The sequence below is a fragment of the Nocardia sp. NPDC046763 genome, assembly GCF_040645495.1.
GTDB lineage: Bacteria > Actinomycetota > Actinomycetes > Mycobacteriales > Mycobacteriaceae > Nocardia.
Genome location: NZ_JBEYYI010000004.1, coordinates 337754 through 363451, shown reverse-complemented (window position 1 = coordinate 363451; position 25698 = coordinate 337754). Strand labels below are relative to the sequence as shown.

Annotated in this window: 23 protein-coding genes, 1 pseudogene and 1 riboswitch; of the genes and pseudogenes, 10 read left to right on the top strand and 14 right to left on the bottom strand. The window is 68.9% G+C overall.

From position 1 onward, the window contains the following. Positions 1-16 precede the first annotated feature (16 nt). From ABZ909_RS09010 to ABZ909_RS08965, 10 genes are all read right to left on the bottom strand, one after another. A complete protein-coding gene (locus ABZ909_RS09010; protein WP_356997175.1) occupies positions 17-1303 on the bottom strand; it encodes an acyl-CoA dehydrogenase family protein in 1287 nt (428 codons plus the stop codon). Positions 1304-1321: 18 nt separating this feature from the next. Further along, complete coding sequence (locus ABZ909_RS09005) at positions 1322-2200, bottom strand: SDR family oxidoreductase (protein WP_356997174.1); 879 nt, start codon at positions 2198-2200, stop codon at positions 1322-1324. 10 nt (positions 2201-2210) lie between these two features. Next, a complete protein-coding gene (locus ABZ909_RS09000) occupies positions 2211-3080 on the bottom strand; it encodes a MaoC/PaaZ C-terminal domain-containing protein (protein WP_356997172.1) in 870 nt (289 codons plus the stop codon). Positions 3081-3099: 19 nt separating this feature from the next. Beyond that, positions 3100-3537 carry an SRPBCC family protein gene (locus ABZ909_RS08995; protein WP_356997170.1) on the bottom strand — a complete coding sequence of 146 codons (438 nt, stop codon included), beginning with the start codon at positions 3535-3537 and terminating at the stop codon, positions 3100-3102. Positions 3538-3574: 37 nt separating this feature from the next. Continuing rightward, positions 3575-4780 (bottom strand): lipid-transfer protein, encoded by a 1206-nt coding sequence (locus ABZ909_RS08990; RefSeq protein WP_356997169.1) that lies wholly within the window; start codon positions 4778-4780, stop codon positions 3575-3577. A 208-nt stretch (positions 4781-4988) separates the two neighbouring features. Next, positions 4989-5636, bottom strand: coding sequence for a TetR/AcrR family transcriptional regulator (locus ABZ909_RS08985; protein ID WP_356997168.1), 648 nt, complete (start codon positions 5634-5636; stop codon positions 4989-4991). Positions 5637-5808: 172 nt separating this feature from the next. Continuing rightward, entirely contained in the window at positions 5809-7005 is a 1197-nt protein-coding gene (locus ABZ909_RS08980) for an MFS transporter (RefSeq protein ID WP_356997322.1), read from the bottom strand. 205 nt (positions 7006-7210) lie between these two features. Continuing rightward, the gene (locus tag ABZ909_RS08975; protein WP_356997166.1) at positions 7211-8611 is read right to left on the bottom strand and encodes an FAD-binding oxidoreductase; all 1401 of its coding nucleotides are present in this window, start codon (positions 8609-8611) and stop codon (positions 7211-7213) included. 330 nt (positions 8612-8941) lie between these two features. After that, positions 8942-10159: an NADP-dependent isocitrate dehydrogenase gene (locus tag ABZ909_RS08970; protein WP_354830238.1), complete on the bottom strand. Its 1218-nt coding sequence runs from the start codon at positions 10157-10159 to the stop codon at positions 8942-8944. A gap of 353 nt (positions 10160-10512) precedes the next feature. After that, positions 10513-12006: an MFS transporter gene (locus ABZ909_RS08965; protein WP_356997164.1), complete on the bottom strand. Its 1494-nt coding sequence runs from the start codon at positions 12004-12006 to the stop codon at positions 10513-10515. 138 nt (positions 12007-12144) lie between these two features. Here ABZ909_RS08965 and ABZ909_RS08960 point away from each other — a divergent pair, with 138 nt between their 5' ends. The 4 genes from ABZ909_RS08960 to ABZ909_RS08945 all read left to right on the top strand — a co-directional run bounded on the left by ABZ909_RS08960 (position 12145) and on the right by ABZ909_RS08945 (position 15927). After that, a complete protein-coding gene (locus ABZ909_RS08960; RefSeq protein WP_356997162.1) occupies positions 12145-12855 on the top strand; it encodes a TetR family transcriptional regulator in 711 nt (236 codons plus the stop codon). Positions 12856-12867: 12 nt separating this feature from the next. Continuing rightward, positions 12868-12979, top strand: a riboswitch (SAM riboswitch). Positions 12980-13075: 96 nt separating this feature from the next. Continuing rightward, on the top strand, positions 13076-14425 hold the full coding sequence (locus tag ABZ909_RS08955; RefSeq protein WP_356997160.1) for a bifunctional o-acetylhomoserine/o-acetylserine sulfhydrylase: 1350 nt from the start codon (positions 13076-13078) through the stop codon (positions 14423-14425). Further along, the gene (locus tag ABZ909_RS08950) at positions 14422-15585 is read left to right on the top strand and encodes a homoserine O-acetyltransferase (protein WP_356997159.1); all 1164 of its coding nucleotides are present in this window, start codon (positions 14422-14424) and stop codon (positions 15583-15585) included. The genes ABZ909_RS08955 and ABZ909_RS08950 overlap by 4 nt, the downstream gene beginning before the upstream one ends. 180 nt (positions 15586-15765) lie before the next feature. Next, on the top strand, positions 15766-15927 hold the full coding sequence (locus ABZ909_RS08945) for a hypothetical protein (protein ID WP_169336776.1): 162 nt from the start codon (positions 15766-15768) through the stop codon (positions 15925-15927). A gap of 88 nt (positions 15928-16015) precedes the next feature. Here the strand turns inward: ABZ909_RS08945 and ABZ909_RS08940 are convergent, their stop codons facing one another. Then, on the bottom strand, positions 16016-16333 hold the full coding sequence (locus tag ABZ909_RS08940) for a DUF3017 domain-containing protein (RefSeq protein ID WP_356997157.1): 318 nt from the start codon (positions 16331-16333) through the stop codon (positions 16016-16018). A gap of 38 nt (positions 16334-16371) precedes the next feature. Between ABZ909_RS08940 and ABZ909_RS08935 the strand changes: the two genes are divergently transcribed. Further along, a complete protein-coding gene (locus ABZ909_RS08935) occupies positions 16372-16836 on the top strand; it encodes a tRNA (cytidine(34)-2'-O)-methyltransferase (RefSeq protein ID WP_356997156.1) in 465 nt (154 codons plus the stop codon). A 59-nt stretch (positions 16837-16895) separates the two neighbouring features. Here the strand turns inward: ABZ909_RS08935 and ABZ909_RS08930 are convergent, their stop codons facing one another. After that, the gene (locus ABZ909_RS08930) at positions 16896-17126 is read right to left on the bottom strand and encodes a DUF167 domain-containing protein (RefSeq protein WP_040855679.1); all 231 of its coding nucleotides are present in this window, start codon (positions 17124-17126) and stop codon (positions 16896-16898) included. A gap of 168 nt (positions 17127-17294) precedes the next feature. On the opposite strand from ABZ909_RS08930, the gene ABZ909_RS08925 reads away from it, so the two are divergent. After that, the gene (locus tag ABZ909_RS08925) at positions 17295-18248 is read left to right on the top strand and encodes a hypothetical protein (RefSeq protein ID WP_356997154.1); all 954 of its coding nucleotides are present in this window, start codon (positions 17295-17297) and stop codon (positions 18246-18248) included. Positions 18249-18345: 97 nt separating this feature from the next. Here the strand turns inward: ABZ909_RS08925 and ABZ909_RS08920 are convergent, their stop codons facing one another. Continuing rightward, entirely contained in the window at positions 18346-21702 is a 3357-nt protein-coding gene (locus ABZ909_RS08920) for an error-prone DNA polymerase (RefSeq protein WP_356997152.1), read from the bottom strand. 178 nt (positions 21703-21880) lie between these two features. Between ABZ909_RS08920 and ABZ909_RS08915 the strand changes: the two genes are divergently transcribed. Next, on the top strand, positions 21881-22918 hold the full coding sequence (locus ABZ909_RS08915; protein ID WP_356997150.1) for an SDR family NAD(P)-dependent oxidoreductase: 1038 nt from the start codon (positions 21881-21883) through the stop codon (positions 22916-22918). A 60-nt stretch (positions 22919-22978) separates the two neighbouring features. Here ABZ909_RS08915 and ABZ909_RS08910 read toward each other — a convergent pair. Further along, positions 22979-23134 (bottom strand): annotated as a pseudogene (locus ABZ909_RS08910) (amino acid--tRNA ligase-related protein); the annotation flags it as partial. An 81-nt stretch (positions 23135-23215) separates the two neighbouring features. Here ABZ909_RS08910 and ABZ909_RS08905 point away from each other — a divergent pair. The 3 genes from ABZ909_RS08905 (at position 23216) to ABZ909_RS08895 (ending at position 25692) form a co-directional block, all read left to right on the top strand. Beyond that, positions 23216-24481, top strand: a complete 1266-nt coding sequence (locus tag ABZ909_RS08905; RefSeq protein WP_356997148.1) for a hypothetical protein — start codon at positions 23216-23218, stop codon at positions 24479-24481. Positions 24482-24573: 92 nt separating this feature from the next. After that, on the top strand, positions 24574-24720 hold the full coding sequence (locus ABZ909_RS08900; RefSeq protein WP_356997146.1) for a hypothetical protein: 147 nt from the start codon (positions 24574-24576) through the stop codon (positions 24718-24720). Positions 24721-24939: 219 nt separating this feature from the next. Beyond that, the gene (locus ABZ909_RS08895) at positions 24940-25692 is read left to right on the top strand and encodes a hypothetical protein (RefSeq protein WP_356997145.1); all 753 of its coding nucleotides are present in this window, start codon (positions 24940-24942) and stop codon (positions 25690-25692) included. Positions 25693-25698 lie beyond the last annotated feature (6 nt).

The window sequence follows — 25698 nt, the reverse complement described above, 5'->3', positions numbered from 1 at the left end:
CGGACTTCCCGCGCGCCTAGTAGGCGAGCAGTCCCTTGGCGACGTGGGTCACCTGGATCTCGTTGCTGCCCGCGTAGATCATCAGCGACTTGGCGTCGCGGGCCAGCTGTTCGACGTGGTACTCGGACATGTAGCCGTTGCCACCGAAGAGCTGGACGGCGTCCATGGCGACCTCGGTGGCGATCTCCGAGCAGTACAGCTTCATGGCCGAGGCCTCGGCCAGCGTCGGCGGCTTACCGGCGCGGGAGCGTTCCAGGGCGTGGAAGACCATGTTCTGCACATTGATTCGTGCGATCTCCATCCTGGCCAGTTTGAGCTGGACCAGCTGGAAGCGGCCGATCTCCTGCCCCCACAGCTTGCGCGTCTTGGCGTAATCCACACAGAGCCGGTGGCATTCGTTGACGATGCCCAGCGCCATGAAGGCCACGCCGATGCGCTCGGCGGTGAAACTCGAGCGGGCGCTCTCCCGTCCGTCGCCGCCCTCGTGCTGCTCGGTCTCGCCGAGCAGCCGGTCCCGGCTCAATCGCACATTGTCGAAGAACAATTCGCCGGCGGGTGAGGCGTGCAGGCCCATCTTCTTGAACGGTTTGCCCTGGGTGAAGCCCTCCATGCCCTTGTCGAGCACGAAGGTCAGCACCTTGCGGTCGCGTTTGGCCGCGATCGTCTTGGACTCCGGGGCGCCGTCGCCCTCGTCCAGCTTGGCGTAGACGATGACGGTGTCGGCGTAGGGACCGTTGGTGATGAAGGTCTTCTGCCCGTTGAGAATGTAGTCGTCACCGTCGCGGCGGACATGGGTCTTCATCCCGCCGAAGGCGTCCGACCCGGAGTCGGGCTCGGTGATCGCCCACGCCGCAACCTTTTTCATGGTCACGATGTCGTCGAGCCAGCGCTCCTTCTGGGCGAGGGTGCCGCGCGAGAGGATGGTCGTCGCACCGAGCCCGATGCTCACACCCAGAGCGGTGACCAACCCCATGCACACCCCGGACAACTCGCTGACGAGCACCGCCATCAGCGATTCCTGCCCGGAGAAGGGGCCGCCGTCGCCGCCGGGCTTCGCCTTCTTCTCCGGCAGCGACTCCCCGGCGGCCAGCGCCTCCTCCCGCTTGCGCTGCCTGGCAAGCAGTTTGGCGACCGTCTCCGAGCCCAGCGCGTCGATGCCGAACTCGGCGAACAGCTTCCGGATGATCGGATACGGCAGCATCTCGCCGCTGTCGAGGACGTCCAGGTGCGGGCGCACCTCCTTGTCGATGAAGCTTCGCACCGCGCCGCGGATCAGCTCATCGGTCTCGGACCATTCGAACATCGTTGTCCGCCTTCCTGTTTACGGCAGTCGCCCGGCGATATCGTCGATGGACCAGGGCCCCTCGGTCTCGATGGTCTTCACGTCGTGCCAGCCCGCCAGTTCGGAGATCGCGCCACCCTGCACCGCGAACACCTTGCCGGTGATCGGGCACTTCTCGGTGGCAAGATACGCCACCAGCGGCGAAATATTGGCCGGACTGAAGGCATCGAACTCGCCTTCTTCCAGTCCGGCCTGCTGCGCGGCCATCATCTCGCCCATGCCCGGCGTGGCCAGCGTGAGCCGGGTGCGAGCGATCGGCGCGATGGCGTTCACCCGCACCCCGTAGCGGGCCAGCTCATCGGCCGCCACCAGGGTGAGCGCGGCGATACCGGCCTTGGCCGCACCGTAATTCGCCTGCCCGGCATTGGGGACCGTGGTGCCCGACGCCGACGCGGTATTGATCACCGCCGCAACGGGCTGATTGCCCGCCTTTGACTGCTCCTTCCAGTACCCGGCCGCGTGCCGCAGCACCGCCGCATGCCCCTTGAGGTGCACGGCCAGCACCGCGTCCCACTGCGACTCGTTCATGCCCGCCACGAAGGCGTCGCGCAGGATGCCCGCGTTGTTCACCACGACATCCAGCCGCCCGAACTCCGACACCGCCTGCTCCACCAGGTTTTTCGCGCCCTGCCAGTCGGCCACGCTGTCGGTGTTGGCGATCGCCCGCCCCCCTGCGGCGACGATCTCGGCCGCGACCTCGTGCGCCGGGCCGGTGTCCGCGCCCTCACCGGCATTGCTGCCGCCGAGGTCGTTCACCACGACCGCCGCGCCCTCCCGCGCGAACAGCAGCGCGTGCTCCCGGCCGATCCCCCGGCCGGCTCCGGTGATGATGGCGACCCGTCCGTCGAGTGCACCCATGAATGTCTCCCTAAGAGTTGTCGGAAATTTCGGCGAGGCCGTCGCTGAGGACGATGTCGTCGCCGCGGACCGTGCGGAAGGCGTAGGTGGTGACCCCGTCGGCCGAGCCGACCTTCCAGATCTGCGTCTCCAGGTCGTCGTTCGGGAACACCATCTTGGCGAAGCGCACCGCATACCGTTGCAGCCGAGCCACATCCGAGCCCGCGACCTGGGTCAGCACCCCCCACGACGACATGGCCATGGTGCAGAGCCCGTGCGCGATGATGCCGGGCAGACCGGCGTCCCGGGCGAACTGATCGTCCAGATGCAACGGCACCGGATCACCGGAGGCCGGGGAGTACCGGTACGTCTGGTCGGCGTCCACGTGCGCGGCCACCGTGGCCAGCGGCTCCTGCTCCAGCAGTGCCGGATCGAACCGGTGCGCCGGGGCCTGATCGCCCACCCGCTTGCCCGCGTCGACATTGCGGAAGAAGGCGGTCAGATACTGCTCGTTGACCAGTTCCCCGGCCTCGGAACGGCATTCGATGAGGATGGTGATGGTCGAGCCGTTGTCCTTGCCCTCGAAACCGATGGCCTTGGCCCGGGACACCAGCTTGTCACCGGGCCGGATGGGCCGGTGGAAGTGGAAGTCCTGCTCCCCGTGCACCACCCGCCCGAAGATGTTCATCGGGGCCACCTCGATGACCGGCATCATCATGGCCTCGAAGACCGGCACGATGGCGAAGACCGGCGGGGCCGCATCGCCTTTCAGGTGCGCGGGAATGGGATCATTGGTGGCCGCGGCGTATTCGGCGATCCGCTCGCGCGTGACGTCGAACGCCTCCTCGTCGGACCAGGAGCCCAGCCCGGACCCGTTGAATTCGACAGCGGTGGAAGCCATCTCGGGTACCCGCTCGCCGTCAGGCCGCCGTGGCGAGCGCGTCGAGCGCGGCGAGAGTCTTGTCCAGCTGCGTGAGGCCATCCTTCTCCACCGCCTTGCCCAGCGCTCCCTTGATCAGCGCGCCCTCGAAATCACCGGACACCGAGAAGCGGCTGCCCGCGCCCTCGGGGGTGATGTCGAAGGCGAACTGCACCTTCACACCGGCCATGCCGGTGCCGCTGAGCACCAGCTTGTTCGGGGTCTCGACGCTCTCGACCACCCACTCGATCTTGTTGGCCATGCCGAGCATCATGATCTTGGCGGTCAGCTTCGCGCCCGGCGCCAGCACGGCCGGCGGCTCCTCCATCCAGCGCTCGTGGATGGAGAACCACCTGTCCCAGGTCTGTGGGTCGGAGACCACGGCCCACAGGCCGTCGGGGGTGGCGGTCAGGTCCTTGGAAGCTTCGATGTGTCCCACGGGATTACCTCTTCCTAGTCGGGATGGCGGGGGAGGATCAGCGGTCGGCGCGCTGGTAGGCGGTGACGACGGCCGCGCCGCCGAGCCCGATGTTGTGCTGCAGGGCGGCGGCGACATTGCCGACCTGCCGCTTGTCGGCGGCGCCGCGCAGTTGCCAGGTGAGCTCGCTGCACTGCGCCAAACCCGTTGCGCCCAAAGGGTGTCCCTTGGAGATGAGCCCGCCGGAGGGGTTCACCACCCACTTGCCGCCGTAGGTGGTCGCGCCGGAGTCGATGAGGTGCCCGGCCTCGCCCTCCTTCGCCAGGCCGAGCGCCTCGTACAGCAGCAGCTCGTTGGCGGAGAAGCAGTCGTGCAACTCGATGACCTGGAAGTCCTCGGGGCCGAGCCCGGCCTGCGCGTACACCTTCTCCGCCGCCCGGACATTCATGTCGTAGCCGATGAGGTTCTTGGCGCTGCCGTCGAAGGTGGACTGGAAGTCGGTGGTCATGGCCTGGCCGACGATCTCGACCGCCTGCCGCGACAGATCGTGGCGGTCCACGAATTCCTCCGAGGCCAGGACGACCGCGCCGGACCCGTCCGAGGTCGGCGAGCACTGCAGCTTGGTGAGCGGGTCGTAGATCATGCGCGAGCCCAGGATGTCGTCGAGCGTGTACTCGTCCTGGAACTGTGAATACGGGTTGTTCACAGAGTGCTTGTGGTTCTTGTATCCGATCTTGGCGAAGTGCTCGGCGGTGGTGCCGTACTTCTTCATGTGTTCGCGTCCGGCCGCGCCGAACATCCACGGCGCCACCGGAAAGAGCACCTCGGAGATCTCCGCGAGCGCCATGATGTGGCGCGCCATGGGCTGTTCGCGATCGTCCCAGGTGGAGCCGAGCGAGCCCGGCTGCATCTTCTCGAAGCCCAGCGCCAGCGTGCAGTCGGCCAGCCCGCCCCGGATCGCCTGTGCCGCAAGGTAGAGCGCGGTCGAGCCGGTGGAGCAGTTGTTGTTGACATTGACCACTGGAATGCCGGTCAGGCCCAGTTCATAGACGGCGCGCTGGCCGGAGGTGGATTCACCGTAGACGTAGCCGACATAGGCCTGCTCGATCTCGCGGTAGTCGATCCCGGCATCGGCGAGGGCCTTGGTCCCCGACTCCCGGGCCATGTCCGGGTAGTCCCAGTCACTGCCGTCCTCGTTCTTGCGCCGCCCCGGCTTCTCGAATTTCGTCATGCCGACGCCGACGACGTAGACCTTGTTCGTCATCGAACTCCTCACATAGGGGAACGAAAACAAACATACAAAGCTGTATGTAACTAGGCAAGGGGGCGGCGGTGTTCTCGGCATCGAGCACAAGATCGGCAGCTCCGGCCGGTATACCGGGACATACTGCCGATGCGGTGACCCCACCCGCGCAAACGGCGAAGGCCCCCGCCGCACACAGCGACGAGGGCCTTCGGGCCGAATCGATCAGCTATTCGTCGGCGACCCGGAAGTCGGGCATTCGCGCCTCGGCCGCCAGGCGCAACTGCGCCGAGGCCCGCAGCCAGCGCCGGTGCGCCCGCTCGGGATCGGGAGAAATGAAGTTGGTCACCAGGATTCCGCGCAGCGTGTCCATCGCGGTGTAGGCGAAATCGCGAACGTTCTTGCGGTCCAGCTCATTCGGCACCAACTGCGCGACGGCCAGCAGCACCGCGTTGTTCACGAACGGCTCGACCTTCTCCATCTCGACCGCGAGCACCCGATCCGTGCGGCTGGCCACCCACAATTCGATGGCCGCGATGAACAGCGGGCCCTGATGCAGCTCCCACATGGCCTCCAGGGCGGCGCCGATCGGATCGTCCCCGATGCGGACCCGCCGGATCTCCTTCATCGCCGCCTCGGTGCGCCGCTGCGCCAGATGACTGATCGCCGCTACCACCAGCTCGCTCTTGGAACCGAAATGGTGCACCTGGGCGCCCCGGGTCACGCCCGCGCGCTCGGCCACCCGCGGCGTCGTCGTCCCGGTGTAGCCGTACTCGACGAGGCAGTCGATGGTGGCGTCCAGCAGTCGCGTCCGGGTCTCGCTGCTGCGCTGTTCCTGGGTGCGGCGCGGGGGTTTCGAGACGGCGGAGCTGGTCATGGGAGGATCTTACACTTACATACACTCGTGTATGTTCGCGCCGCAGGTGCGGGCGGGGTCCGGCCCGCACCGTGACTGCGGGCGAGACTACGTCTCGGAGTTGTACAGACAGGCGTCGCAGAACCAGCCGGTGTCGGTCATGACGCTGAGTCCTTGATCCTGAATGTGAGGTTCACACCGGTGTGCCGTGCACATTTCGACGGCCCACCACGACCGTCACCGCGAAGAGTGCGGTGCCGGCGACCGCCAGGCCCGCGCCGATCGCCGCCGGGGCGGTATAACCGAGGCCCGCGGCGATCACCAGGCCGCCGAGCCATGCGCCGGCCGCGTTGGCGATGTTCAAGGCCGCGTGGTTGAGGGCGGCGGCGAGGGTCTGAGCGTCGTGGGCGACATCCATGAGGCGGGTCTGCAGCGCCGGGGCGAGGGCCGCGCCGGATGCGCCGACCAGGAACGCGCCGAGGGCCGCGGTATACGGGTTGTGCGCTGCCGCAACGTATCCGGCGAGGATCACCACCATGGCCAGCAGGGAGATGAACACCGCGCGGTCGACGCCGCGGTCGGCGAGCACGCCGCCGGCGATATTGCCCGCCACCATGCCGAGGCCGAAGAGCATGAGCACCAGCGGAACCAGACCCACCCGCAGGCCGGCGACATCGGTGAGGGTGGTGGTGATGTAGGTGTAGACCGCGAACATGCCACCGAAGCCCACCGCCCCGACCAGCAGCGTCAGCAACACCTGGGGGCGACGCAGGGCCGTCAGTTCGGTGCGGGGGTCGGTCATGCGAATGCCGTGCAGGTCCGGCACGAAGCGGGAGATGGCGGCGACGGTCGCGATGCCGATCACGGCGACCACGACGAAAGCGTTTCGCCAGCCGAGGTTCTGGCCCAGCCAGGTGGCCGCAGGAACGCCGACGACATTGGCGGCGCTCAGACCCAGCATAACTGCGGCAACTGCCTTGGCGCGCTGCCCCACCGGCGCCAGCGACGCGGCCGCCAGCGACGCCACCCCGAAGTACGCGCCGTGCGGCAGGCCCGAGACGAACCGCGCCACGGTCAGCGTCGCGAAGCTGGGTGCGATCACGCTGGCCGCATTGCCCAGCGCGAATGCCGCCATCAACGCCATCAGCAGCCGCTTGCGCGGGACCCGCGCGCAGAGCGCCGCGATGACCGGCGCGCCGATCACCACGCCCAGCGCGTAGGCCGAAACAATGTGTCCGGCAGTCGGTTCGGAGACCTTCATGGAGTCGGCGATATCGGGCAGCAAACCCATGGTGACGAATTCGGTGGTACCGATCCCGAACCCGCCCAGGGCCAGCGCCAGCATGGCGGGCACATGCCACCGCTCGCGTGGCCCGATGGGACGGTCCATCCCGTCGGGGTTCATCTCGTCGGGAGCGGATGCGGTGGTGGCTGCGGACACGGATTCGGGCACAACCAAGCGCAACACAGTGGCGAACCGTCCCGATACCGCCCGGTCTGGTGATTTCACTCACCGACCGGCCCGGATCCTGGGCCGGCCCACGCCACGCGACCGCCGGGACGCTGGTCCCGGCGGGCTGCCCGCGCGACCCCGGTCAGACCGTGACCGGTGCGGCGACCCGGCTGGGATCTTCCTCGCCGAGCGGCGGGATGACGGGAAAGTTGCTGCGGAACAAGCCATCCGGGTCGTACCGGTCCTTGATCTCCAGCAACCGCGCCAGGGTGACCGGATCGAAGACCGCGGCCGGGGTCTCACCGGAATCCAAGTAGGTGAACGGTTTCCGGCCACTCAGGTATGGACGCAGCGCATCCACCACGGCATCGCTGCGCTCGGCGACGGCCGCCTCGAAGTCCGGGGTCGGCGCGGGGCCGAGCAACGACAACAGGTACGGCTCGGCGATCCCGCCCGCGCAGCCGGCTTCGGCGCACGGCCGGGTCAGCGCGCCACCCAGGTGCCGGACCTGGACCAGCGCGAGCGGCCCCACTCCGCCCTGCGGCGCGGCGGCGGCCAGCAGCGCATCGCTCACCCGCGCGGAGAACTCGGCGAGCAGCTCACCGCGCACCCGGGCCGGGCTGGGGTCGGTCGGCTCCATACAGACACCGCCGACCTGCGCGGGATCCAGCGGCCGCCGGGTATCCAGCACCGCGCCCGGAATCTCGTCGAACAACCGCAGCGGACCGGTGACCGCGCCCAGCGCAACCACGTCCACGGCCACCATCGCCCGGCCGCGCAGCATCTCGGGGACCTCGGGGAACGGCGGGAATTGAATGAGAGTCAGCCAAAGGCTCAGTCCCTCTTCGGCTTCCGCAGTGGCCTGCCGGAAGGCCGCGACCACGGCCTCGGTCCGCTCGGCCGGCCACAATATGCGGCCGCCGAAAAGCTCGGTCGCGTCGAACAATTCGAATTCCATGCCGGTCACCAGCGCGAAATCGCCACCACCGCCGCGCAGAGCCCAGAACAGATCGGGCTCGGAGTCCGCCGTCACCCGGCGCTGATCACCGTCCGCGGTCACCACCTCCAGCGCTCGCACCGCGTGCGCGGCGTAGCCGCGGCTGCGCGCGAACCAGCCGACACCGCCGCCCAGCATGTACCCGGTCACCCCGACCACCGCGGAACTGCCGCAGGCTCCGGCCAATCCGTACGCGGCGGCCCGCTCCAGCACTGGCTGCCAGGCCACCCCCGCCTGCACCCGCGCCACCCGCGCCGCGGCGTCGATCTCGATCCCGTCCAACGCCCGGGTCGTCACCAGGACGGTCCCGTCCGCCGCCGAGGAGGGGCTGTGCCCGGTCGCCCGCGTGCTCAGCGGCAGCTCGGCCGCCGCCGCGAACCGCACCAGCGCCGCGGCGTCCGCCGGGTCCGCGACCTCCACCACCGCCGAAACTCGCTGCCGCACGGCGAGATTCCACGGGGTACTCGCCTGTTCGAAACCCTCGTCCCCGGGTACCAGCACCCGGCCCCGCACCACAGTGCGCAGCTCGCCACCGATCGCCGCCATCGCTCCTCCTTCGCCGCCGCGCGTACCGCAGCCGAACCCCGTCTGTCACAGGGATATTGACCGTCCGGTCGGGTGCGTCAACCCGTCGGCACGCGGCCATGCTGGCAAGGACCGTATGAACGTTTCGTGATCACGGCCGGGACAACCCCGAAAACAATTCGGGCACCCGCCCACCCACCGGTTCCGGTGGGGGCAGGTGCCCGTGTGGCGCGGTGGATGGTCCTGGCCGGGACTGTGGTCCCGGCCGCCATCTCCACCGCTTCGCGCTGTTCACGTTCGTCGGCGCGTTCTCTCCTCGGACGTCGAAACGTCCACCCGGAGTTGGGTTTTCTAGCGCAGCTCGCGAGCCAGGTTGGCGTCCAGCACGCCGAGGAACTCCTCGGTGGTCAGGTAGCCCTGGTCGCCGCCGACCAGCAGCGCGAGGTCCTTGGTCATCTGGCCGGACTCGACCGTCTTGATGACGACATCCTCGAGCGTCTGGGCGAAGCCGATCACCTCGGGGGTGTTGTCCAGCTTGCCGCGGTGGGCCAGGCCACGCGTCCACGCGAAGATCGAGGCGATCGGGTTGGTGGAGGTGGGCTTGCCCTGCTGGTGCTGACGGTAGTGCCGGGTCACGGTGCCGTGCGCCGCCTCGGCCTCACAGGTGCGGCCGTCCGGGGTGAGCAGCACGGAGGTCATCAGACCCAGCGAGCCGAAGCCCTGCGCCACGGTGTCGGACTGCACGTCGCCGTCGTAGTTCTTGCAGGCCCAGACGTAGCCGCCCTCCCACTTGAGCGCGGAGGCGACCATGTCGTCGATGAGGCGGTGCTCGTAGGTGAGACCGGCCGCGTCGAACTCGTCCTTGAACTCGGTCTCGTACACCTCCTGGAAGGTGTCCTTGAACATGCCGTCGTAGGCCTTGAGGATGGTGTTCTTGGTCGACATGTACACCGGGTAGTTCTGCTGCAGGCCGTAGTTCAGCGAGGCCCGCGCGAAGTCCCGGATCGAGTCCTTGAAGTTGTACATGCCCATGATCACGCCGCCGTCTTCCGGCATGCGGACGACCTCGTGCTGGATCGGCTCGGAGCCGTCCTCGGGCGTGAAGGTCAGGGTGACGGTGCCGGCCTGGTGCACCTTGAAATCGGTGGCGCGGTACTGGTCGCCGAAGGCGTGGCGGCCGATGATGATCGGCTTGGTCCAGCCCGGAACCAGACGCGGCACATTGGAGATGATGATCGGCGCGCGGAAGATGGTACCGCCGAGGATGTTGCGGATGGTGCCGTTCGGCGACCGCCACATCTTCTTCAGGCCGAACTCCGTGACGCGGGCCTCATCGGGGGTGATCGTCGCGCACTTCACACCCACGCCGTGCTTCTTGATGGCGTTGGCGGCGTCGATGGTCACCTGATCATCGGTCTTGTCGCGATACTCGATGCCGAGGTCGTAATACTCGAGGTTCACATCGAGATACGGGTTGATCAGTTTGTCCTTGATGAACTGCCAGATGATCCGGGTCATCTCGTCGCCATCGAGTTCGACGACGGTCCCTTCAACCTTGATCTTGGACATGGATCTTCGTGTCCTCCTAGGAAGGTGGTGCTCCCATTGCACGGCCGGTGAGCACCGCTTGTAGCGGACCCCAGCTGTTCAACAGACAACGTATACGCATGGCGCTCGGCACGGGACCTGTGGTGCCAAGTCCACGTACGCTGTGGCGTCAAGCAAGACAAGCGTACTGCTGCTATCGATCTCACCGCTCGGGTGGCCCCCGCTGTGCGGGATTCAGTGCGGTTACCGATTAGTAGCTTTTCGCGTGACTTTCCGCACTTTCCAGGATGCGAAAACCCGCGGCTCGCGGCAACCCCAAACCCGCGGACCGCGGGATATATGTTGTCGCGACCCGCGGGTGAACAGTCGGCCGGTCAGACGCCCACGTGCACGTGCTCGGCGCCTTCGAGCAGATTCTCCGGCTTGTCCCGCACCATGAACGCGATGATCGGAATTGTCACCAGGAAGAATCCGGCACCGATCAGGAACGCGATGTCATAGGAATGAATCGCGGCCCGGGCCACCACATGGTCGACGCCCGGATTGTTCCGCGCGAACCGCTCGGCCACCTGCACCGCGATCGTCGACAGCAGCGCGGTGCCGATCGCGCCGCCCACCTGCTGGGCGGCATTGAGCAGCGCGCTGGCGACACCGGAGTCACGCTCCTCGACCTGGTGCAGCGCCGTGGTCTGCATGGCCACGAACAGCCCGCCCATGCCGAGTGCGATCAGAATCACCGCCGGCAGCACGCCCCCGGCATAGCTGTCGCCGAAGCTCAGCCGCGACAGATACAGCAGCCCGGCCGTGCCCAGCACCGAACCGGTGATCATGAGCGGCCGCGGCCCGATCCGCGGCAGCAGCCCGCTCGCGACGCCCGCGGAGACGACGATGCCGATCGGGAAGGGCAGGAACGCCACCCCCGCCTTCAGCGCCGACCAGCCCAGCGTGATCTGGAAGTAGTAGCTCATGTTGATGAACATGGCGAACATGGCGATCGGCAGCAGCAGCGCCACGAGGAACGAGCCGCCCCGGTTGATCTCCCCCGGAATACGCAGTGGCAGAAGCGGATTCGAGGACCGACGCTCGATGGCGACGAAGGCGGTCAGCAGCGCGACACCTGCGATCAGCAGGGCCAGGGTGGTGCTCGCGGTCCAGCCGTCGGAGGCCGCACGGCTGAAGCCGTAGACCACCGAGACCAGGCCGAGTGTGGCGGTCACAGCGCCGGGCAGGTCGTAGCCGCCGGTCCGCGGCGCGGGCACGTCCCGGACCACGAAGGCGAGCGCGCCCAGGAAGGCGATCAGCGCGATCGGGGTGTTGACCAGCAGGCACCAGCGCCAGTTGGCGTATTCGGTGAGCGCGCCGCCCACGATCAGGCCGATGGCCGCGCCACCCGCGGACACACCCGCGAAGACACCGAACGCGCGAGCGCGCTCCCTGGCTTCGGTGAAGGTGACCGATACCAGTGACAGCGCGGCCGGCGCGAGCAAGGCGGCGAACGCGCCCTGCAGCCCGCGCCCGGCGAAGAGTTCCGCGCCGCTCTGCGCGAGCCCGGCCAGCGCCGACGCCCCGGCGAAGCCGACCAGGCCGATCAGGAACATGCGGCGGCGGCCCAGGTAGTCGGCGAGACGGCCGCCGAGCAGCAGCAGGCCGCCGAAGATCAGCGTGTAGGCGGTGAGCACCCACTGCCGGTCGCCGTCACTGATGCCCAGGTCACGCTGGGCGAACGGCATGGAGATGGTGACGATGGTGGCATCCAGCACCACCATCAACTGGGCGATGGCGAGTACGCCCAGGGCCCACCAGCGCGCAGGTCCGCGCTGGTCCGAGCTTTGTGATTCGTCTTCGAGTGTTGTTGTCGCGGCGGTCATGTCGTCTCCTCACGGATGGTCCGGGACACCCCCGACAATCTTGACCCCTGCGGCCAATTGGCGTCAAGAGAAATTTGTCGCACTGCGACAGTTGGCATAATGGGACAGGAGAAGCGCTCGAACGCTTACCATGGAGGCATGTCGGAGTTGTCAAGTCACCTCGGTGTGATCGCACGTCACCGGCCGGGTCTGCGTGAGCGGAAGAAGGAACAGACCCGGGCGCGGATCATCGACGTCGCCCTGCGGCTGTGCGACGAGCAGGGCTTCGACGCCACCACCGTGGAGCAGATCGCCGACGAGGCCGACGTCTCGCCGCGCACCGTGAACCGGTACTTCGACAGCAAGGAAGACATCGTCATCGCGCCCATCGCCGACTGGGCGCGGGCACACGCGGACGCGCTGCGCGAGCAGCCGAACACCGGCAACGAATTGAAAGCGCTGCTGGACAGCTTCCTGGCCATCGTGGACCGCGTCGTCGACCACGACGAACCGCTGCCCTTCCGCTGGTTCCAGCAGATGCAGCGCATCATCCGGTCCACCGCCGCGGTGCGGGCGTGCAGCATGGCCGCCACCGAGAACAAGACCGAGCAGACCGCGCAGGTGCTGGCCGAACGCCTCGGCACCACCGTCGAGGATCTGCGAGTCCGATTGCTGCTCGGCACCTTCCACGCCATCATGCGGGCCGGCACCGAGTCGGACCTCGATTCCGGCTTCGCCGACGAGCGTCTGATCGCGTCACCGCGTCGCATGGCGGAGGCCGTGGTCACCGCGTACCACGAATTCGTGCGCACCTGCGCGGGGCCCGCTGTGGCCAGCCCCACTTCCGAAACAGCGGCGTCCGCCCGCTAGAATCGCGCAACAGGTCAAGAGCATCAGCGATAAGGCCCCGGCTTGCTGATCGGCAACCCTCCAGCTGCGGTGGGGTGCTCCGGGTGCAGACCGGGCGTTCGAAGGCCGAACGCAAGCGCAACTAGGAGGTCCACCGAAATGTGTTGTTGTCGAAGCCCATTCGCCTCTCGATAACGTCAAACTTCCGCCATTCGGCGACCTTGTTTTTGGAGCAGAACACATGAGTGACTCGACCGCGCCCGCGGCCGTTGCGGCTGACGGCACCCTGGATCCGGCCGGCTGGTCCTTCGAGACCAAGCAGATTCACGCCGGACAGGCTCCCGATCCGGCCACCGGAGCCCGCGCCCTGCCCATCTACCAGACCACCTCCTACGCCTTCCGCGACACCGATCACGCCGCCGCGCTGTTCGGGCTCGCCGAGCCGGGCAATATCTACACCCGCATCATGAACCCCACCCAGGACGCGGTGGAGCAGCGCATCGCCGCGCTCGAGGGCGGTGTGGCCGCGCTGCTGCTGGCCTCCGGCCAGGCAGCGGAGACCTACGCGATCCTGAATCTGGCGCAGGCCGGCGACCACATCGTGGCCAGCCCGCACCTGTACGGCGGCACCTACAACCTGCTGCACTACTCGCTGCCCAAGCTGGGCATCGAGGTCAGCTTCGTCGAGGATCCGGACGATCTCGAGCAGTGGCGCACGGCCGTGCGGCCCAACACCAAGGCGTTCTACGGGGAGACGGTCGCCAATCCGAGCAGCTCGGTGCTCGACATCCCGGGCATCGCCGAGGTCGCGCACGCCGCGGGTGTGCCGCTGATCGTGGACAACACCGTCGCCACGCCGTACCTGATCCAGCCGCTGCGGCTGGGCGCGGACATCGTCGTGCACTCGGCCACCAAGTACCTGGGCGGGCACGGCTCCGCGGTCGCGGGCGTGATCGTGGACGGCGGCAACTTCGACTGGACCGTGCGGGACGCGGCGGGCGAGTCCCGCTTCCCGGGTTTCACCACCCCGGACCCCAGCTACCACGGCGCCGTGTTCGCCGATCTCGGCGCGCCGGCCTACGCGCTCAAGGCGCGGGTGCAGCTGCTGCGCGATCTGGGCGCGGCGGTGTCGCCGTTCAACGCCTTCCTCATCGCGCAGGGCATCGAGACGCTGAGCCTGCGCGTCGAGCGGCACGTGGCCAATGCCCAGGCCGTGGCCGAGTTCCTGGCCGGGCAGCCCGGCGTCGAGAAGGTCTACTACGCAGGGCTGCCCAGCTCCCCGTGGTTCGAGCGGGGCAAACAGTTGGCACCCAAGGGCGTCGGCGCCATCGTCTCCTTCGAGCTGGCCGGCGGCGTGGACGCCGGCAAGAAGTTCGTGGAGGCGCTGGTGCTGCACAGCCACGTCGCTAACATCGGGGACGTGCGCTCGCTCGTCATCCACCCGGCCTCCACCACGCATTCCCAGCTGACGCCCGCCGAGCAACTGGCTTCCGGTGTCACACCAGGTCTGGTGCGGTTGGCCGTGGGTATCGAGGGGATCGGCGACATCCTGGCGGATCTGCGCGCTGGACTGACGGCGGCGGCAAGTTGACCGTGAACATCGAATCGAGCACCTCCCGTCACGCGGCGGAGCTGCTGCTGCCGCCGCCCGACGGGACGCTCGGCAGCATCGCGATCGGGGATGCCGAGCTCGAGACCGGTGCCGTCATTCCCGATGTGACGCTGGCTGTGCAGCGGTGGGGCGAACTATCGCCGAACGCGGACAACGTGGTGCTCGTGGAGCACGCGCTGACCGGTGATTCGCACGTGGTGGGTCCGGCCGACGTGCACCACGGCCAGGCCGGCTGGTGGGACGGCATCGTGGGTCCCGGCGCGGCGGTGGACACCCGGGAGTGGTGCGTCATCGCCACCAATGTGCTCGGCGGCTGCAAGGGCAGCACCGGGCCGTCTTCGCTGGCGCCGGATGGAAAGCCCTGGGGCGCAAGGTTTCCCGAGATCTCCATCCGCGATCAGGTGGCCGCCGAGATCACGCTGTTCGACCTGCTCGGCATCGACCGCCTGGCCGCCGTGGTGGGCGGCTCCATGGGCGGCATGCGGGTGCTGGAATGGATGATCGCCCGGCCCGAGCGGGTCGGCGCGGCCCTGGTGCTGGCGGTCGGCCCGCGCGGCACCGCCGACCAGATCGGCACCCAGACCACCCAGATCGCGGCCATCACGGCCGATCCGAACTGGCAGGGCGGCAACTACCACGGCACCGGGCGCGCCCCGATGACCGGCATGGGCATCGCCCGGCGCATCGCTCACCTGACCTATCGCACCGAGTTCGAGCTCGACCACCGCTTCGGGAACCATGCCCAGGGTGATGAGGACCCGTGGGCGGGTGGGCGTTACGCGGTGCAGAGCTACCTGGAGTACCAGGCCGACAAGCTGGTCTCGCGGTTCGACCCGGCCACCTACGTGCTGCTCACCGAGGCCATGAACCGCCACGACGTGGGCCGTGGTCGCGGCGGTATCGCGGCGGCGCTGGGGTCCACACCGGTGCCGTGCGTGGTCGGCGGGGTGGACTCGGATCGGCTCTTCCCGCTGCACACCCTGCAGGAGCTGGCCGATCTGCTGCCGGGTTCCAAGGGGCTGGAGATCATCCGGTCCAGGGACGGCCACGACGGGTTCCTGACCGAGACCGAGGCGGTCGGCAAGCTCATGCTCGAGACGATGGATCTGGCCCGCGCCCAGCGCGGGTCCGACCGCTGAAACAACACTGCCCGTCCGCTGTAACCCCGCTGCCTCACCCGGAGGCGCGTTACCTCGCGTATCGTGTCCGTTTCACGCGAATTGCCATGACACGCTTCCGGTTTCGCGCACATGACACCTCCGTAACCGGCGGCCCGGAATGCGTGTGCGCAAGGCTCGGCACACGTAATGTATTCAGGCATGACCGCCGCATTCGATGACATGGATCTACGCGATCTCGTCGATCTGCTCTCCGAGGACGAGCAGCGTGAACTTCGCCCGGCCATACTCCGTGTCCTGCACAGACTCCCCGACCAGGAAGTGTTGCGCCGTGAACTCGGCCGCCGCATGACCTCGGTCTAGCAATCCCCCAGCGCCGCGGGTTCGCGGCCACCCTCCGATCGAATATTCAGTGCCGCGACTCCGGTCGCGGCCCCGACCTCGGCGCGGTCTAGGTGACGCCGAGGCTGCTGATGGTCGCGGCCAGCACGATGATCGCGCCGCCCAGCACCGTCAGCCAGGCGACGTCGAAACCCTTGCTGCGCACCGCGAGCAGGCCGGCCCGGTCGGTCGGCAGAATCAGCCGCAGTGCCGCCGCCAGCAGCGTCCCGCCGCCGAAGAAGAAGGTGCCGCGCCGCCAGCGGTCCCAGGCGAGGAAGACCACGGCCACCACCAGCACCAGCGCTACCAGCAGTATGGGCAGATTGTCCCGGACGAATCCCCCCGCACGACTGCTACGGCTCTCGGGTACGGCATGGGCTGGACTCACCGCACGAGCTTATCCGGCCCTCTGCGATGCTGGAGCCCGTGTTCCATCTCGTGTTCTTCGAACCTCGCATCCCTCCGAATACCGGCAATGCCATTCGGCTGGCGGCCGGCACCGGCTGCGAACTGCACCTGATCGAACCGCTCGGCTTCGACCTGTCCGAGCCGAAGCTGCGCCGGGCCGGATTGGACTACCACGACCTGGCCGTCGTCACCGTGCACAAGAGTCTCGCCGCCGCGTGGGATTCCATTCGGCCCGAGCGGGTTTTCGCCTTCACCGCGACGGCCACCACCCACAGCACCGATGTCGCCTATCGCTCGGGCGATGTGCTGCTCTTCGGGCCCGAGCCGACCGGGTTGCCCGAGGAGGTGCTCGCCGATCCCCACGTCACCGAGCAGCTGCGCATCCCGATGCTGCCGGGCCGTCGCTCGATGAATCTGTCCAATGCCGCGGCCGTCGCCGTGTACGAGGCCTGGCGGCAGCTGGGTTTTCCGGGCGCGGTGTGAGTTACCGGGCACGGTCTGAGTTACCGGGCGCGGTCCGAGTTTCCGGACGCGGGTCCGATTCAGTCGTCGATTTCGAAGCGCTTGAAGCGGGAAGTCGCGCCGCCGGTCAGGCGGACCGCGGATTTGGGGACGCCGTAGTGGGCGGCCAGCAGCTCGATGGCGGCCTTGTTGGCCTTGCCCTCCACCGCCGGGGCGCGCACGTACAGCTGCAGCGCCCCGTCGTCGAGGATCTCGACCAGGGGCCCCTTCTTGCTCCCCGGTTTGATGGTCGCCCGGACCACTGTGGCCATGCCGCACTCCTTCCCGAACCTGGTCCCATTGTCTCGGACGGGATTCGAGTTAACAGGTGGGGCCTGCGATACAGCACACAGGATCAGGGGCGGCGATCGAGGCCGGGACGTCGTAGGGTCGCAAGCGATGCCTGGCGAGCAAGGCGGGCGCCCGGGAAGGAAGTTCGGATGGTCAAGCGTTTGCTGTTACTACTGTCGGCCGTGGCCGGGGTGATCCTGCTGGCGACGGGAACGGCCATGGCCGGTCCTGTCGACGTGCACGACGACTCGAAGGTGCTCGATGTCGCCAAGGTGACGAATGCGGCACTGCAACTGTCGGATCCGGTGCAGATCTTCACCACCGAACAGCTCGCCAACGATCGCGCCGCATTCGATGCGAGGGCCCAGACCCACGTCAAGAATCCGACCGACGTGGTGCTGGCTATCAACACCAAGGCCAAGTGGCTGTCGATCCGCACCGGCGCGAACTCGCACATCCGCGACACCTCGTCGGCGGGAACGGCTTTCGGCAATGCCCTCGGCAGCGGCGATTACACGGGTGCGACCATCGCCGCGCTGGGCGCTCTGAAGACGGCCGCCGATCAGGGCGCGCCCACCAGTGCCAAGGCCGGCAACCCGGTTCCCGCGCACCCGCCCGCCGCCAAGCCCGCGAGCAAGAGCAGCAGCTGGGGCTGGCTGGGCCTGCTGTGCCCGATCCTGGTCATCGGCGGCATCATCGCGGCGGCCGTCGCGTTCTTCCGCCGTCGCCGCGGCACCCCGCCGCCGCCCGCCCCGTTCGGCGGCGGTGGTTTCGGCGGCGGCTACGCCCCCGGCGGGCCGGGCTACGGCGCCCCGCCCCCGCCGCCCTACGGCGGTGGCCGTCCCGGCATGAGCCCCGGTGCAGCGGCCGGTCTCGGCGCGGCCGGCGGCGCCCTGGGCGGCGGCCTGCTCGGCTACGAACTCGGCCGGATGGAAGGCGAACACGAGCGCGACCGCGGCCCGGAATACGGCCCGCCCCCGGAGTCCGGCGGCTACGGCGGTTACGACCCCGGCCCCCAGGAGTGGGGCGGAGGCGGCGGTGACTACGACTTCGGCGGCGGCGGCGACTTCGGCGGCGGCGATTCCGGAGGCGGCGACTTCTAGCCGTTCGCCGATCCAGGCGACAACCTTTGGCGCGCCCTGTATCTCACCCGGGTGCGGGGCGCGCCGCCCAACCGAAATATGGTGCCGGCGGCCGCCTTCAGCGGAAGTCGCGGGAACGGCCCTCGATGCGCAGGTCCATGCGCTGCAGATGGTCGGCGACAATGGTGACCGCGCCCTCGGCGTTCTGCACCCGCCCGCGGATGAGCAGGGCGGGCGCGGTGGTGGCCAGGCGCCGGTAGCGGGCCCAGAGGCCGACCGAGCAGACCACGTTCACCATGCCGGTCTCGTCCTCCAGATTGAGGAAGGTGACCCCGCCCGCGGTGGCCGGACGCTGCCGGTGGGTGACCGCGCCGCCGACGAGAACCCTTGTGCCGTCGCGAATGTCGAGCAGCTGCGCGGCGGGGATGACACCGAGCGCGTCGAGGCGCTCGCGCAGGAATTCGGTCGGATAGCTGCCGGGCGAGACGCCGGTGGCCCACACGTCGGCGGCGGCCAGTTCCAGCGCGCTCATTCCGGGCAGGGCGGGTGCGGTGGTGGCCGCGCCAGTGCCGGGCAGCCGGTCGGGTCGTTCCCCGGCGGCCGCGCCCGCCGCCCACAGCGCCTCGCGGCGGGTGCCGCCGAGACTGTTCAGCGCGCCCGCGGTGGCCAGCGCTTCGGCCTGCGGCACGCTCAGTTCCACGCGCCCGGTGAGGTCGAGAAATGTAGTGTAGAGCCCGATTTCGCGGGCGGCCACGATCTGTTCGGCCAGCTCGGTGCCGATGTGCCGGACCGCGGCCAGCCCCAGCCGGATCTCCAAGCCCTGTGCCTCCAGGGTCGCCTCGGCCAGGCTGTGGTTGATGTCGGGCCCGTGCACCACCACCCCGTGCCGTCGCGCGTCGGCTACCAGCGACTGCGGTGAGTAGAACCCCATCGGCTGGGCGCGCAGCAGTCCGGCGCAGAACGCGGCCGGGTGATGCAGTTTGAACCACGCCGAGTAGAAGACCAGTGAGGCGAAACTCTGCGAATGGCTTTCCGGGAAACCGAAATTCGCGAAGGCGTACACCTTCTCGTAGATGCGGTCGGCCACCTCGCCGGTGATGCCGTGCAGGTCCTTCATCCCCTGATAGAAGCGAGCCCGCAGCCGTTCCATCTTCTCCGGTGACCGTTTGGATCCCATGGCGCGGCGCAGCTGATCGGCCTCGGCGGCGGTGAATCCGGCGACGTCCACGGCCATCTGCATGAGCTGCTCCTGGAACAGCGGCACGCCGAGGGTGCGTTCCAGCGCGTTCTCCAGTGCCGGATGGTCGTATTCGGGCTTCTCCCTGCCATTGCGGCGACGGATGTAGGGGTGCACCGACCCGCCCTGGATCGGTCCCGGCCGGATGAGCGCCACCTCCACCACCAGGTCGTAGAAATTTCGCGGCTTCAGGCGCGGCAGGGTCGCCATCTGCGCGCGGGACTCCACCTGGAAGACGCCGACGGAGTCGGCGCGGCACAGCATGTCGTAGACGGCTTCCTCGCCCAGGTCCAGCCGGTGCAGTTCGATGGTGTGCCCCTTGTGCTCGGCCACCAGGTCGATCATGTAGTGCAGCGCCGACAGCATGCCCAGCCCGAGCAGGTCGAACTTGACCAGTCCCGCCGACGCGCAGTCGTCCTTGTCCCACTGCAGCACACTGCGATCGGCCATGCGCGCCCATTCGGTCGGGCACACGTCGGCGATGGGCCGGTCGCAGATCACCATGCCGCCGGAGTGGATGCCCAAATGTCTCGGCAGCCCCTCCAATTCACCGGCCAGCGCGAGCACGTCGTCGGGGATGTCGGTGTGCCGCTCTTCCGCCACGCCCGTCCAGCGGCTCACCTGTTTGCTCCAGGCGTCCTGCTGTCCGGTCGAAAAGCCCAGGGCGCGTGCGGCATCCCGCACGGCGGAGCGCCCGCGATAGGTGATCACATTGGCCACCTGTGCCGCGTACTCGCGCCCATATTTGGCGTAGACGTGCTGGATGGCCTCCTCGCGCCGATCCGATTCGATGTCCACGTCGATGTCCGGCGGCCCGTCCCGCTCCGGCGACAGGAACCGCTCGAACAGCAGCTTGTTGGCGACCGGGTCCACATTGGTGATGCCGATGGCGTAGCAGACCGCCGAATTGGCCGCGGAACCCCGGCCCTGGCAGAGGATGTCGTTGTCGCGGCAGAAGCTGACGATGTCGTGCACGACCAGGAAATAGCCCGGGAAGTTCAGGGTGGCGATCACGTCCAGTTCGTGTTCCAGCTGCCGGTAGGCGTCCGGGTTACCGGCACAAGGCCCGTAGCGGCGGCCCGCGCCGCGGAGGGTGAGCTCGCGCAGCCACGAGTTCTCGTCGTGGCCGTCCGGCACGTCGAAGGGCGGCAGTCGGGGCGCGATCAGCCGCAGGTCGAACGCGCAGTCCCGGCCCAGCGCAACGGCATTCGCCACCGCCTCGGGGCAGGCCGCGAACAGCCGCGCCATCTCGTCGCCGGAGCGCAGGTGCGCGCCGCCGGTGGGGGCCAGCCAGCCGGCCATGTCGTCGAGGCTGGAGCGGGCCCGGATGGCGGCCAGCGCCATGGCTCTGCGCCGGTGCGGCGGGGCCGCGAAATGCGCTCCGGTGGTGGCGAGTACGGGCAGCCCGACCCGGTCGGCGAGGGCGATGAGCCGGGCATTGCGCTCATCGTCCTCGGGGATGCCGTGGTGGGTGAGCTCCACGCTCACGTGCTCGCGTCCGAACCGTTCGATCAGATCGCGCAGCGCTGCCTCGGCCGCCGCGTCACCCTGCTGAAGTGCCTGTCGCACCGTCCCTTTCCGGCAGCCGGTGAGAATGTGCCAGTGCCCGCCCGCCGCGGCGGTGAGCCGTTCCAGGTCGTAGCGCAGGATGCCCTTCTCCCCCGCCGCCATGTGCGCGGCGGCCATCTCGCGCGACAGCCGCCGGTACCCCTCCTGTCCGCGCGCCAGCACCAGCAGGTGCGGTCCGGCCGGGTCGGGTGTGCCGGTGCGCGGCTCGGAATTCAGTGCGTCCGACTCGGATTCACGGCCGCGCCGGCGCCCGCGGGGCGCCAGGTGCGCACCGGCGCGAGCCGCGGTGCCGATGGACAGCTCGGCCCCGAAGATGGTGGGCATCCGCCATTCCCGTGCCGCCTCCGCGAACCGCACCACGCCGTAGAACCCGTCGTGGTCGGTCAGCGCGAGGGCCTCCAGGCCCAGTCGCACGGCTTCCTCCACGAGCTCCTCGGGCTGGCTGGCGCCGTCGAGGAAGCTGTAGGCCGAATGCGTGTGCAGCTCGGCGTACGGCACCGCCGATCGCGCGACCCGCCCGAGTTCCCCGGCCTCGTACTTCTCCCGCTTCCGTGACCAGGCCGGGCTGTCGCCGCCGTCGCCGTCGACCGGCTTGCGCGCCGGATCGGGCCGTCCGGACAGCACCCGTTCCATCTCGGCCCACGAAGGCGGGCCGTTGTGCCAGCCCATGACGCACCTCCTCCACAATCCGACCGGTCTCGATGTCGAACATACATTCGAAACCGATTGGTCTCTACAGCGGCACGCACCAAATCCCCGGAGGCCGATTCGGGGGTGGGCAACCGCACCGTGGCGCGGTAACTTACTTTGGAGTAAGTTCGAGGCAATTCAGCTGCAAGGAGCAGAAATGATGGCATCGCGAAGCGATTCGGTCAGGGGTGGCGACGGGGCGACGGGCGGGCCCGATACCTCGACCGACAACGGCACCGGTTACCTGGCCCGCCGGCGCGCCCGCCGCGATCTGGCCGGCAAGCATGTCGTCATCACCGGCGCATCCTCCGGCATCGGCCGCTCGGCCGCGCTCGCCGTTGCCGAGAAGGGTGCGGTCGTCATCCTGCTGGCCCGCCGCGCCGACGAGCTGTCCACCGTGGTGGACGAGATCACCGCCGCGGGCGGCGCCGCGTTCGGCTACCCGTGCGATGTCACCGATCAGGACTCGGTCGACCGGACCCTGCGGGCCGTGCTCGACACCCACGGACACGTCGACATGCTGGTCAACAATGCCGGCCGCTCCATCCGCCGCGCCGTACACCGCTCCACCGACCGCATACACGACTTCGAGCGCACCATGGCCGTCAACTACTTCGGCGCGGTGCGCATGACCCTGGGCCTGCTGCCCGGCATGCGGGAGCGCCACGACGGTCACATCGTGAACATCTCCAGCGCCGGCGTCCAGGTCGCCACCCCGCGCTTCGCCGCCTACCTGGCCAGCAAGGCCGCCCTGGACAAGTTCGCCGAGGTGACCGCGGCCGAAATGCTTTCCAGCAATATCACTTTCACCACCATCCACATGCCGCTGGTCCGCACCCCCATGATCACCCCGAGCGGCGATCAGGGCACCGGCACCCAGTCCCCGGAATGGGCGGCGGCGCTCATCGTGCGGGCCCTCACCGAGCGCCCCCGCCGCATCGACGTGCCGCTCGGCACCCTGGCCGAGTACGGCTCCATGTTCGCGCCCGGTATCAAGGAGCGGGTCCTGCACCGCTACTACCGCGCCATCCCCGACTCCCCCGCGGCCAAGGGCGAGTCGGTGCCCGAACCGAAGCCGGTCGACACGGACATCGTTGCCCCGCACCAGCGCCGCCGCACCGTCCCGCCCGCGGTCCGCGTCACCGGCACGGCCCTGCGCCGCGCGGCCCGGCTGGTCCCGGGCGCCCACTGGTGACCACCCGCCGACCCGGACCCGCCCTGCGCAGGGCCGCACCCGGTGGGTGTCACGCGGGAAAAGCGTTGCCCACCTGATGTTGTCGGCCTCGAGCAGCCGCGACACCCAGCGTTCCAGCCCGATGGCGAAGCCGCCGTGCGGCGGTATGCCGTGGCTCATGGCCTCCAGTACGCCGGATACCGGGCGGCGTCGTCGCCGCGCGGTGCGGACGGCCAGCCAGGCACGCCACGCTGCGGCGCGCCGAAGCCGGTGCGCCCCAAGGGTTGCCGACGGGATCGAAACTGGCAGGATCGCGGCATGACCGAGGTCCGGCAGCCGAATTCCCTGTTCTCACGACCCGAACTCTGGGCGGCGAGCTTTCTCGACGAGTACGCCTCCGATGTGCCCGGCGGGGACCGCGCCGGCCGCGAAGAGGAGTACGACGACTTCGAGGCGGAGTACGACCTCGGCGACGGTTACGTATTCCAGGTCGAGTCCGGCTCCTACGGTTCCTCGCTGACCCTGCGTCATCCCGACGCCACCCGCCCGGTCGAGCTGGGCTGGGACGATCTCGCGCACTGGCATCCGCATGCCCTGCGCTGGTCCGAGGTCGACCTGATCTGCCGTGCCACCGCACTGGCCGACCCCGACGCAGCCTACCCCGGCCCGTACCTGGCCCTGCTCGGCCGTTTCGCCCCGCTGTGCACCGACGCCGACGCCGCGATCGCCGTCCCGCTGCTGCGTGAGGCATTCGCCGCCCTGCCGGGCCTGGACCCCTATCAGCGGCGCGCGTATGCCGCGCACGGCGATATCCGGGCATTCGGCGCGGATTGGCTGCGGGACGACGAAACCGGTTGGTGGTACCTCGATTACGTCGAGCAGCCGGACAATCCCTATGGCGATGATCCGGACTACCCCACCGGCGACCTGTACTCGATGCGCGACCCGGACGATCCCGAATTCCCCTTCGCCGCACTGGCAACCGCTATCGACCGGGCACGCGCCCGCTGCGCGGCCGTCCGCGACCAGCCCTGGTCGAGACACCCCGAGGTCGAGGCGGCCGCCGAGACCTTCGCCGCCGATCCGACAGCGGCGCACCGGACAGCCCTGACCACCGCGCTGCACACCGCGGGTTGCACCGACCGGTCCGTCCTGTCGGCGCTGTCCCCCGGCGCGGGTGAACTCCGCGCCCTGGTCATGACCGAGCTCCTCCTCGGCCTCGACCCCCACACCCTGCTGCGCACCCGCTCCGACCACACGTCCCCTCCACCCCGCCGCTACCACGCCCACGCCTACCTGCCCGTTTCCTCCTCCGAAGCTCCTCGAAACGGCCCGGCATCACAGCTGAAGCCCTCCCTCAACGCCGCCCTCCGAGCCGCCGGACTGGGAACCACCAAGCACGGGCCCGCCCGCCTGGGCCGAAGGGACGGCAGCTGGGTCGACGACCTCCCCCTGACAGTGATCGACGATTGGCGCACGGCGATCGAAGTAATACGCGATGTCCTGCTCACGGCCAAGGCTCCGGCAGGCAGCAGCATCGAAATAACCCGGCACGGCGAAACCGTGGTGGTCACCCTCGACTGACCCCCCGCCCCGAATCACGGAGCGTGGCGCCGTCCGGGATCTGCTACTTGCGGCAGGTCGCCGATCTGCTTGCGCGAGAATCCAATTCGCCGATGTTGATCGTCAATGGCACCGACGATGTACACATCACCGCGTCCGACACCCCGACCTTCTCCGGCCGTCGCGACACCGAGGTTCATCTCATCCCCGGCACCGGCCACGTCGCCGCCGCCAAACTTCCCGAGGTTCTCCCCTCATGACCACCTGGCTCCGCAACCACCTCGCCTGAAGCCGCCGCGCGGGCCGGCGGTCACGGCGATCCGGTAACAGATGGCGTGGCGGGCCACACATCTCTTGACGCGTCTCGAGACTCGAGTTCTACTGTTCGAACAAACTTTCGATTATGTTAGGTAGCTGGGTCGGTGCTGGCTCGAGTTTTCGAGGATGAGTTCCCGTCGACTGGAGAGGTGGTCACATAGATGGGTGCGGCGGCGGAGGCCAGGCGGGCGCAGCTGACGGAGCTGCGGCGGCGGATGGCCGCGATACCCGCGCGCGGCACGGAGTCGTCGGCCCATGTGCCCGTATCCGAGGAGCCGCGGCGGGAGTCCTTGCCGGTGCCGGGCGCGCTCGAAAACCTCTTGCCCGATGGCGGATTGGCCAAGGGGTCGGTGGTCGTCTACAACGGCGCGGGGTCACTGATCTCGGGGCTGCTGGCCGCGGTGACGGGCTCCGGAGGGCATGCCGCGGTGGTCGGGCTGCCACGGCTGGGGTTGCTGGCCGCCGCGGAGATGGGGGCCCGGCTCGACCGGCTGGCGGTGGTCTCCGATCCAGGCCCGGACCCGCTCGAAGTTGCCTCCGTATTGCTGGATGGCCTGGACCTGGTGGTGCTCGGGCTGAACGGTCTCGCCGTCCCCATGTCCCGCGCCCGTATCCTCGCCGCCCGCGCCCGCAGCAAGAACTCCACCCTGATGGTGACCAACGGCTCCTGGTCCGGTTCCGCCCTGCACATCGACACCCGGGTCGCCGGATACAGCGGCCTGGGCCGCGGCTGCGGCCGCCTGCGCACCGTCCGCCTCGACGTCTCCGTCCGCGGCCGCTCCGCCCAATCCCGCTCCGGCCACCTGGCCCTCAGCCCCGCCGACGGTCGCGTCGAATGGGTCGCCACCCCCGGCCCCGCCCGGCCCGCCGCCGCTCCCGAACCACTGCGGCCGGCGCGTCATGCCGCGTCCTGACCGATC

Excerpts from the sequence above, each read along its gene's own strand:
- ABZ909_RS09010 (WP_356997175.1), bottom strand. The coding sequence starts at position 1,303 with ATGTTCGAATGGTCCGAGACCGATGAGCTGATCCGCGGCGCGGTGCGA.
- ABZ909_RS09005 (WP_356997174.1), bottom strand. The coding sequence starts at position 2,200 with ATGGGTGCACTCGACGGACGGGTCGCCATCATCACCGGAGCCGGCCGG.
- ABZ909_RS09000 (WP_356997172.1), bottom strand. The coding sequence starts at position 3,080 with ATGGCTTCCACCGCTGTCGAATTCAACGGGTCCGGGCTGGGCTCCTGG.
- ABZ909_RS08990 (WP_356997169.1), bottom strand. The coding sequence starts at position 4,780 with ATGACGAACAAGGTCTACGTCGTCGGCGTCGGCATGACGAAATTCGAG.
- ABZ909_RS08985 (WP_356997168.1), bottom strand. The coding sequence starts at position 5,636 with ATGACCAGCTCCGCCGTCTCGAAACCCCCGCGCCGCACCCAGGAACAG.
- ABZ909_RS08980 (WP_356997322.1), bottom strand. The coding sequence starts at position 7,005 with ATGGACCGTCCCATCGGGCCACGCGAGCGGTGGCATGTGCCCGCCATG.
- ABZ909_RS08975 (WP_356997166.1), bottom strand. The coding sequence starts at position 8,611 with ATGGCGGCGATCGGTGGCGAGCTGCGCACTGTGGTGCGGGGCCGGGTG.
- ABZ909_RS08970 (WP_354830238.1), bottom strand. The coding sequence starts at position 10,159 with ATGTCCAAGATCAAGGTTGAAGGGACCGTCGTCGAACTCGATGGCGAC.
- ABZ909_RS08965 (WP_356997164.1), bottom strand. The coding sequence starts at position 12,006 with ATGACCGCCGCGACAACAACACTCGAAGACGAATCACAAAGCTCGGAC.
- ABZ909_RS08960 (WP_356997162.1), top strand. The coding sequence starts at position 12,145 with ATGTCGGAGTTGTCAAGTCACCTCGGTGTGATCGCACGTCACCGGCCG.
- ABZ909_RS08955 (WP_356997160.1), top strand. The coding sequence starts at position 13,076 with ATGAGTGACTCGACCGCGCCCGCGGCCGTTGCGGCTGACGGCACCCTG.
- ABZ909_RS08945 (WP_169336776.1), top strand. The coding sequence starts at position 15,766 with ATGACCGCCGCATTCGATGACATGGATCTACGCGATCTCGTCGATCTG.
- ABZ909_RS08930 (WP_040855679.1), bottom strand. The coding sequence starts at position 17,126 with ATGGCCACAGTGGTCCGGGCGACCATCAAACCGGGGAGCAAGAAGGGG.
- ABZ909_RS08925 (WP_356997154.1), top strand. The coding sequence starts at position 17,295 with ATGGTCAAGCGTTTGCTGTTACTACTGTCGGCCGTGGCCGGGGTGATC.
- ABZ909_RS08920 (WP_356997152.1), bottom strand. The coding sequence starts at position 21,702 with ATGGGCTGGCACAACGGCCCGCCTTCGTGGGCCGAGATGGAACGGGTG.
- ABZ909_RS08915 (WP_356997150.1), top strand. The coding sequence starts at position 21,881 with ATGATGGCATCGCGAAGCGATTCGGTCAGGGGTGGCGACGGGGCGACG.
- ABZ909_RS08905 (WP_356997148.1), top strand. The coding sequence starts at position 23,216 with ATGACCGAGGTCCGGCAGCCGAATTCCCTGTTCTCACGACCCGAACTC.
- ABZ909_RS08900 (WP_356997146.1), top strand. The coding sequence starts at position 24,574 with ATGTTGATCGTCAATGGCACCGACGATGTACACATCACCGCGTCCGAC.
- ABZ909_RS08895 (WP_356997145.1), top strand. The coding sequence starts at position 24,940 with ATGGGTGCGGCGGCGGAGGCCAGGCGGGCGCAGCTGACGGAGCTGCGG.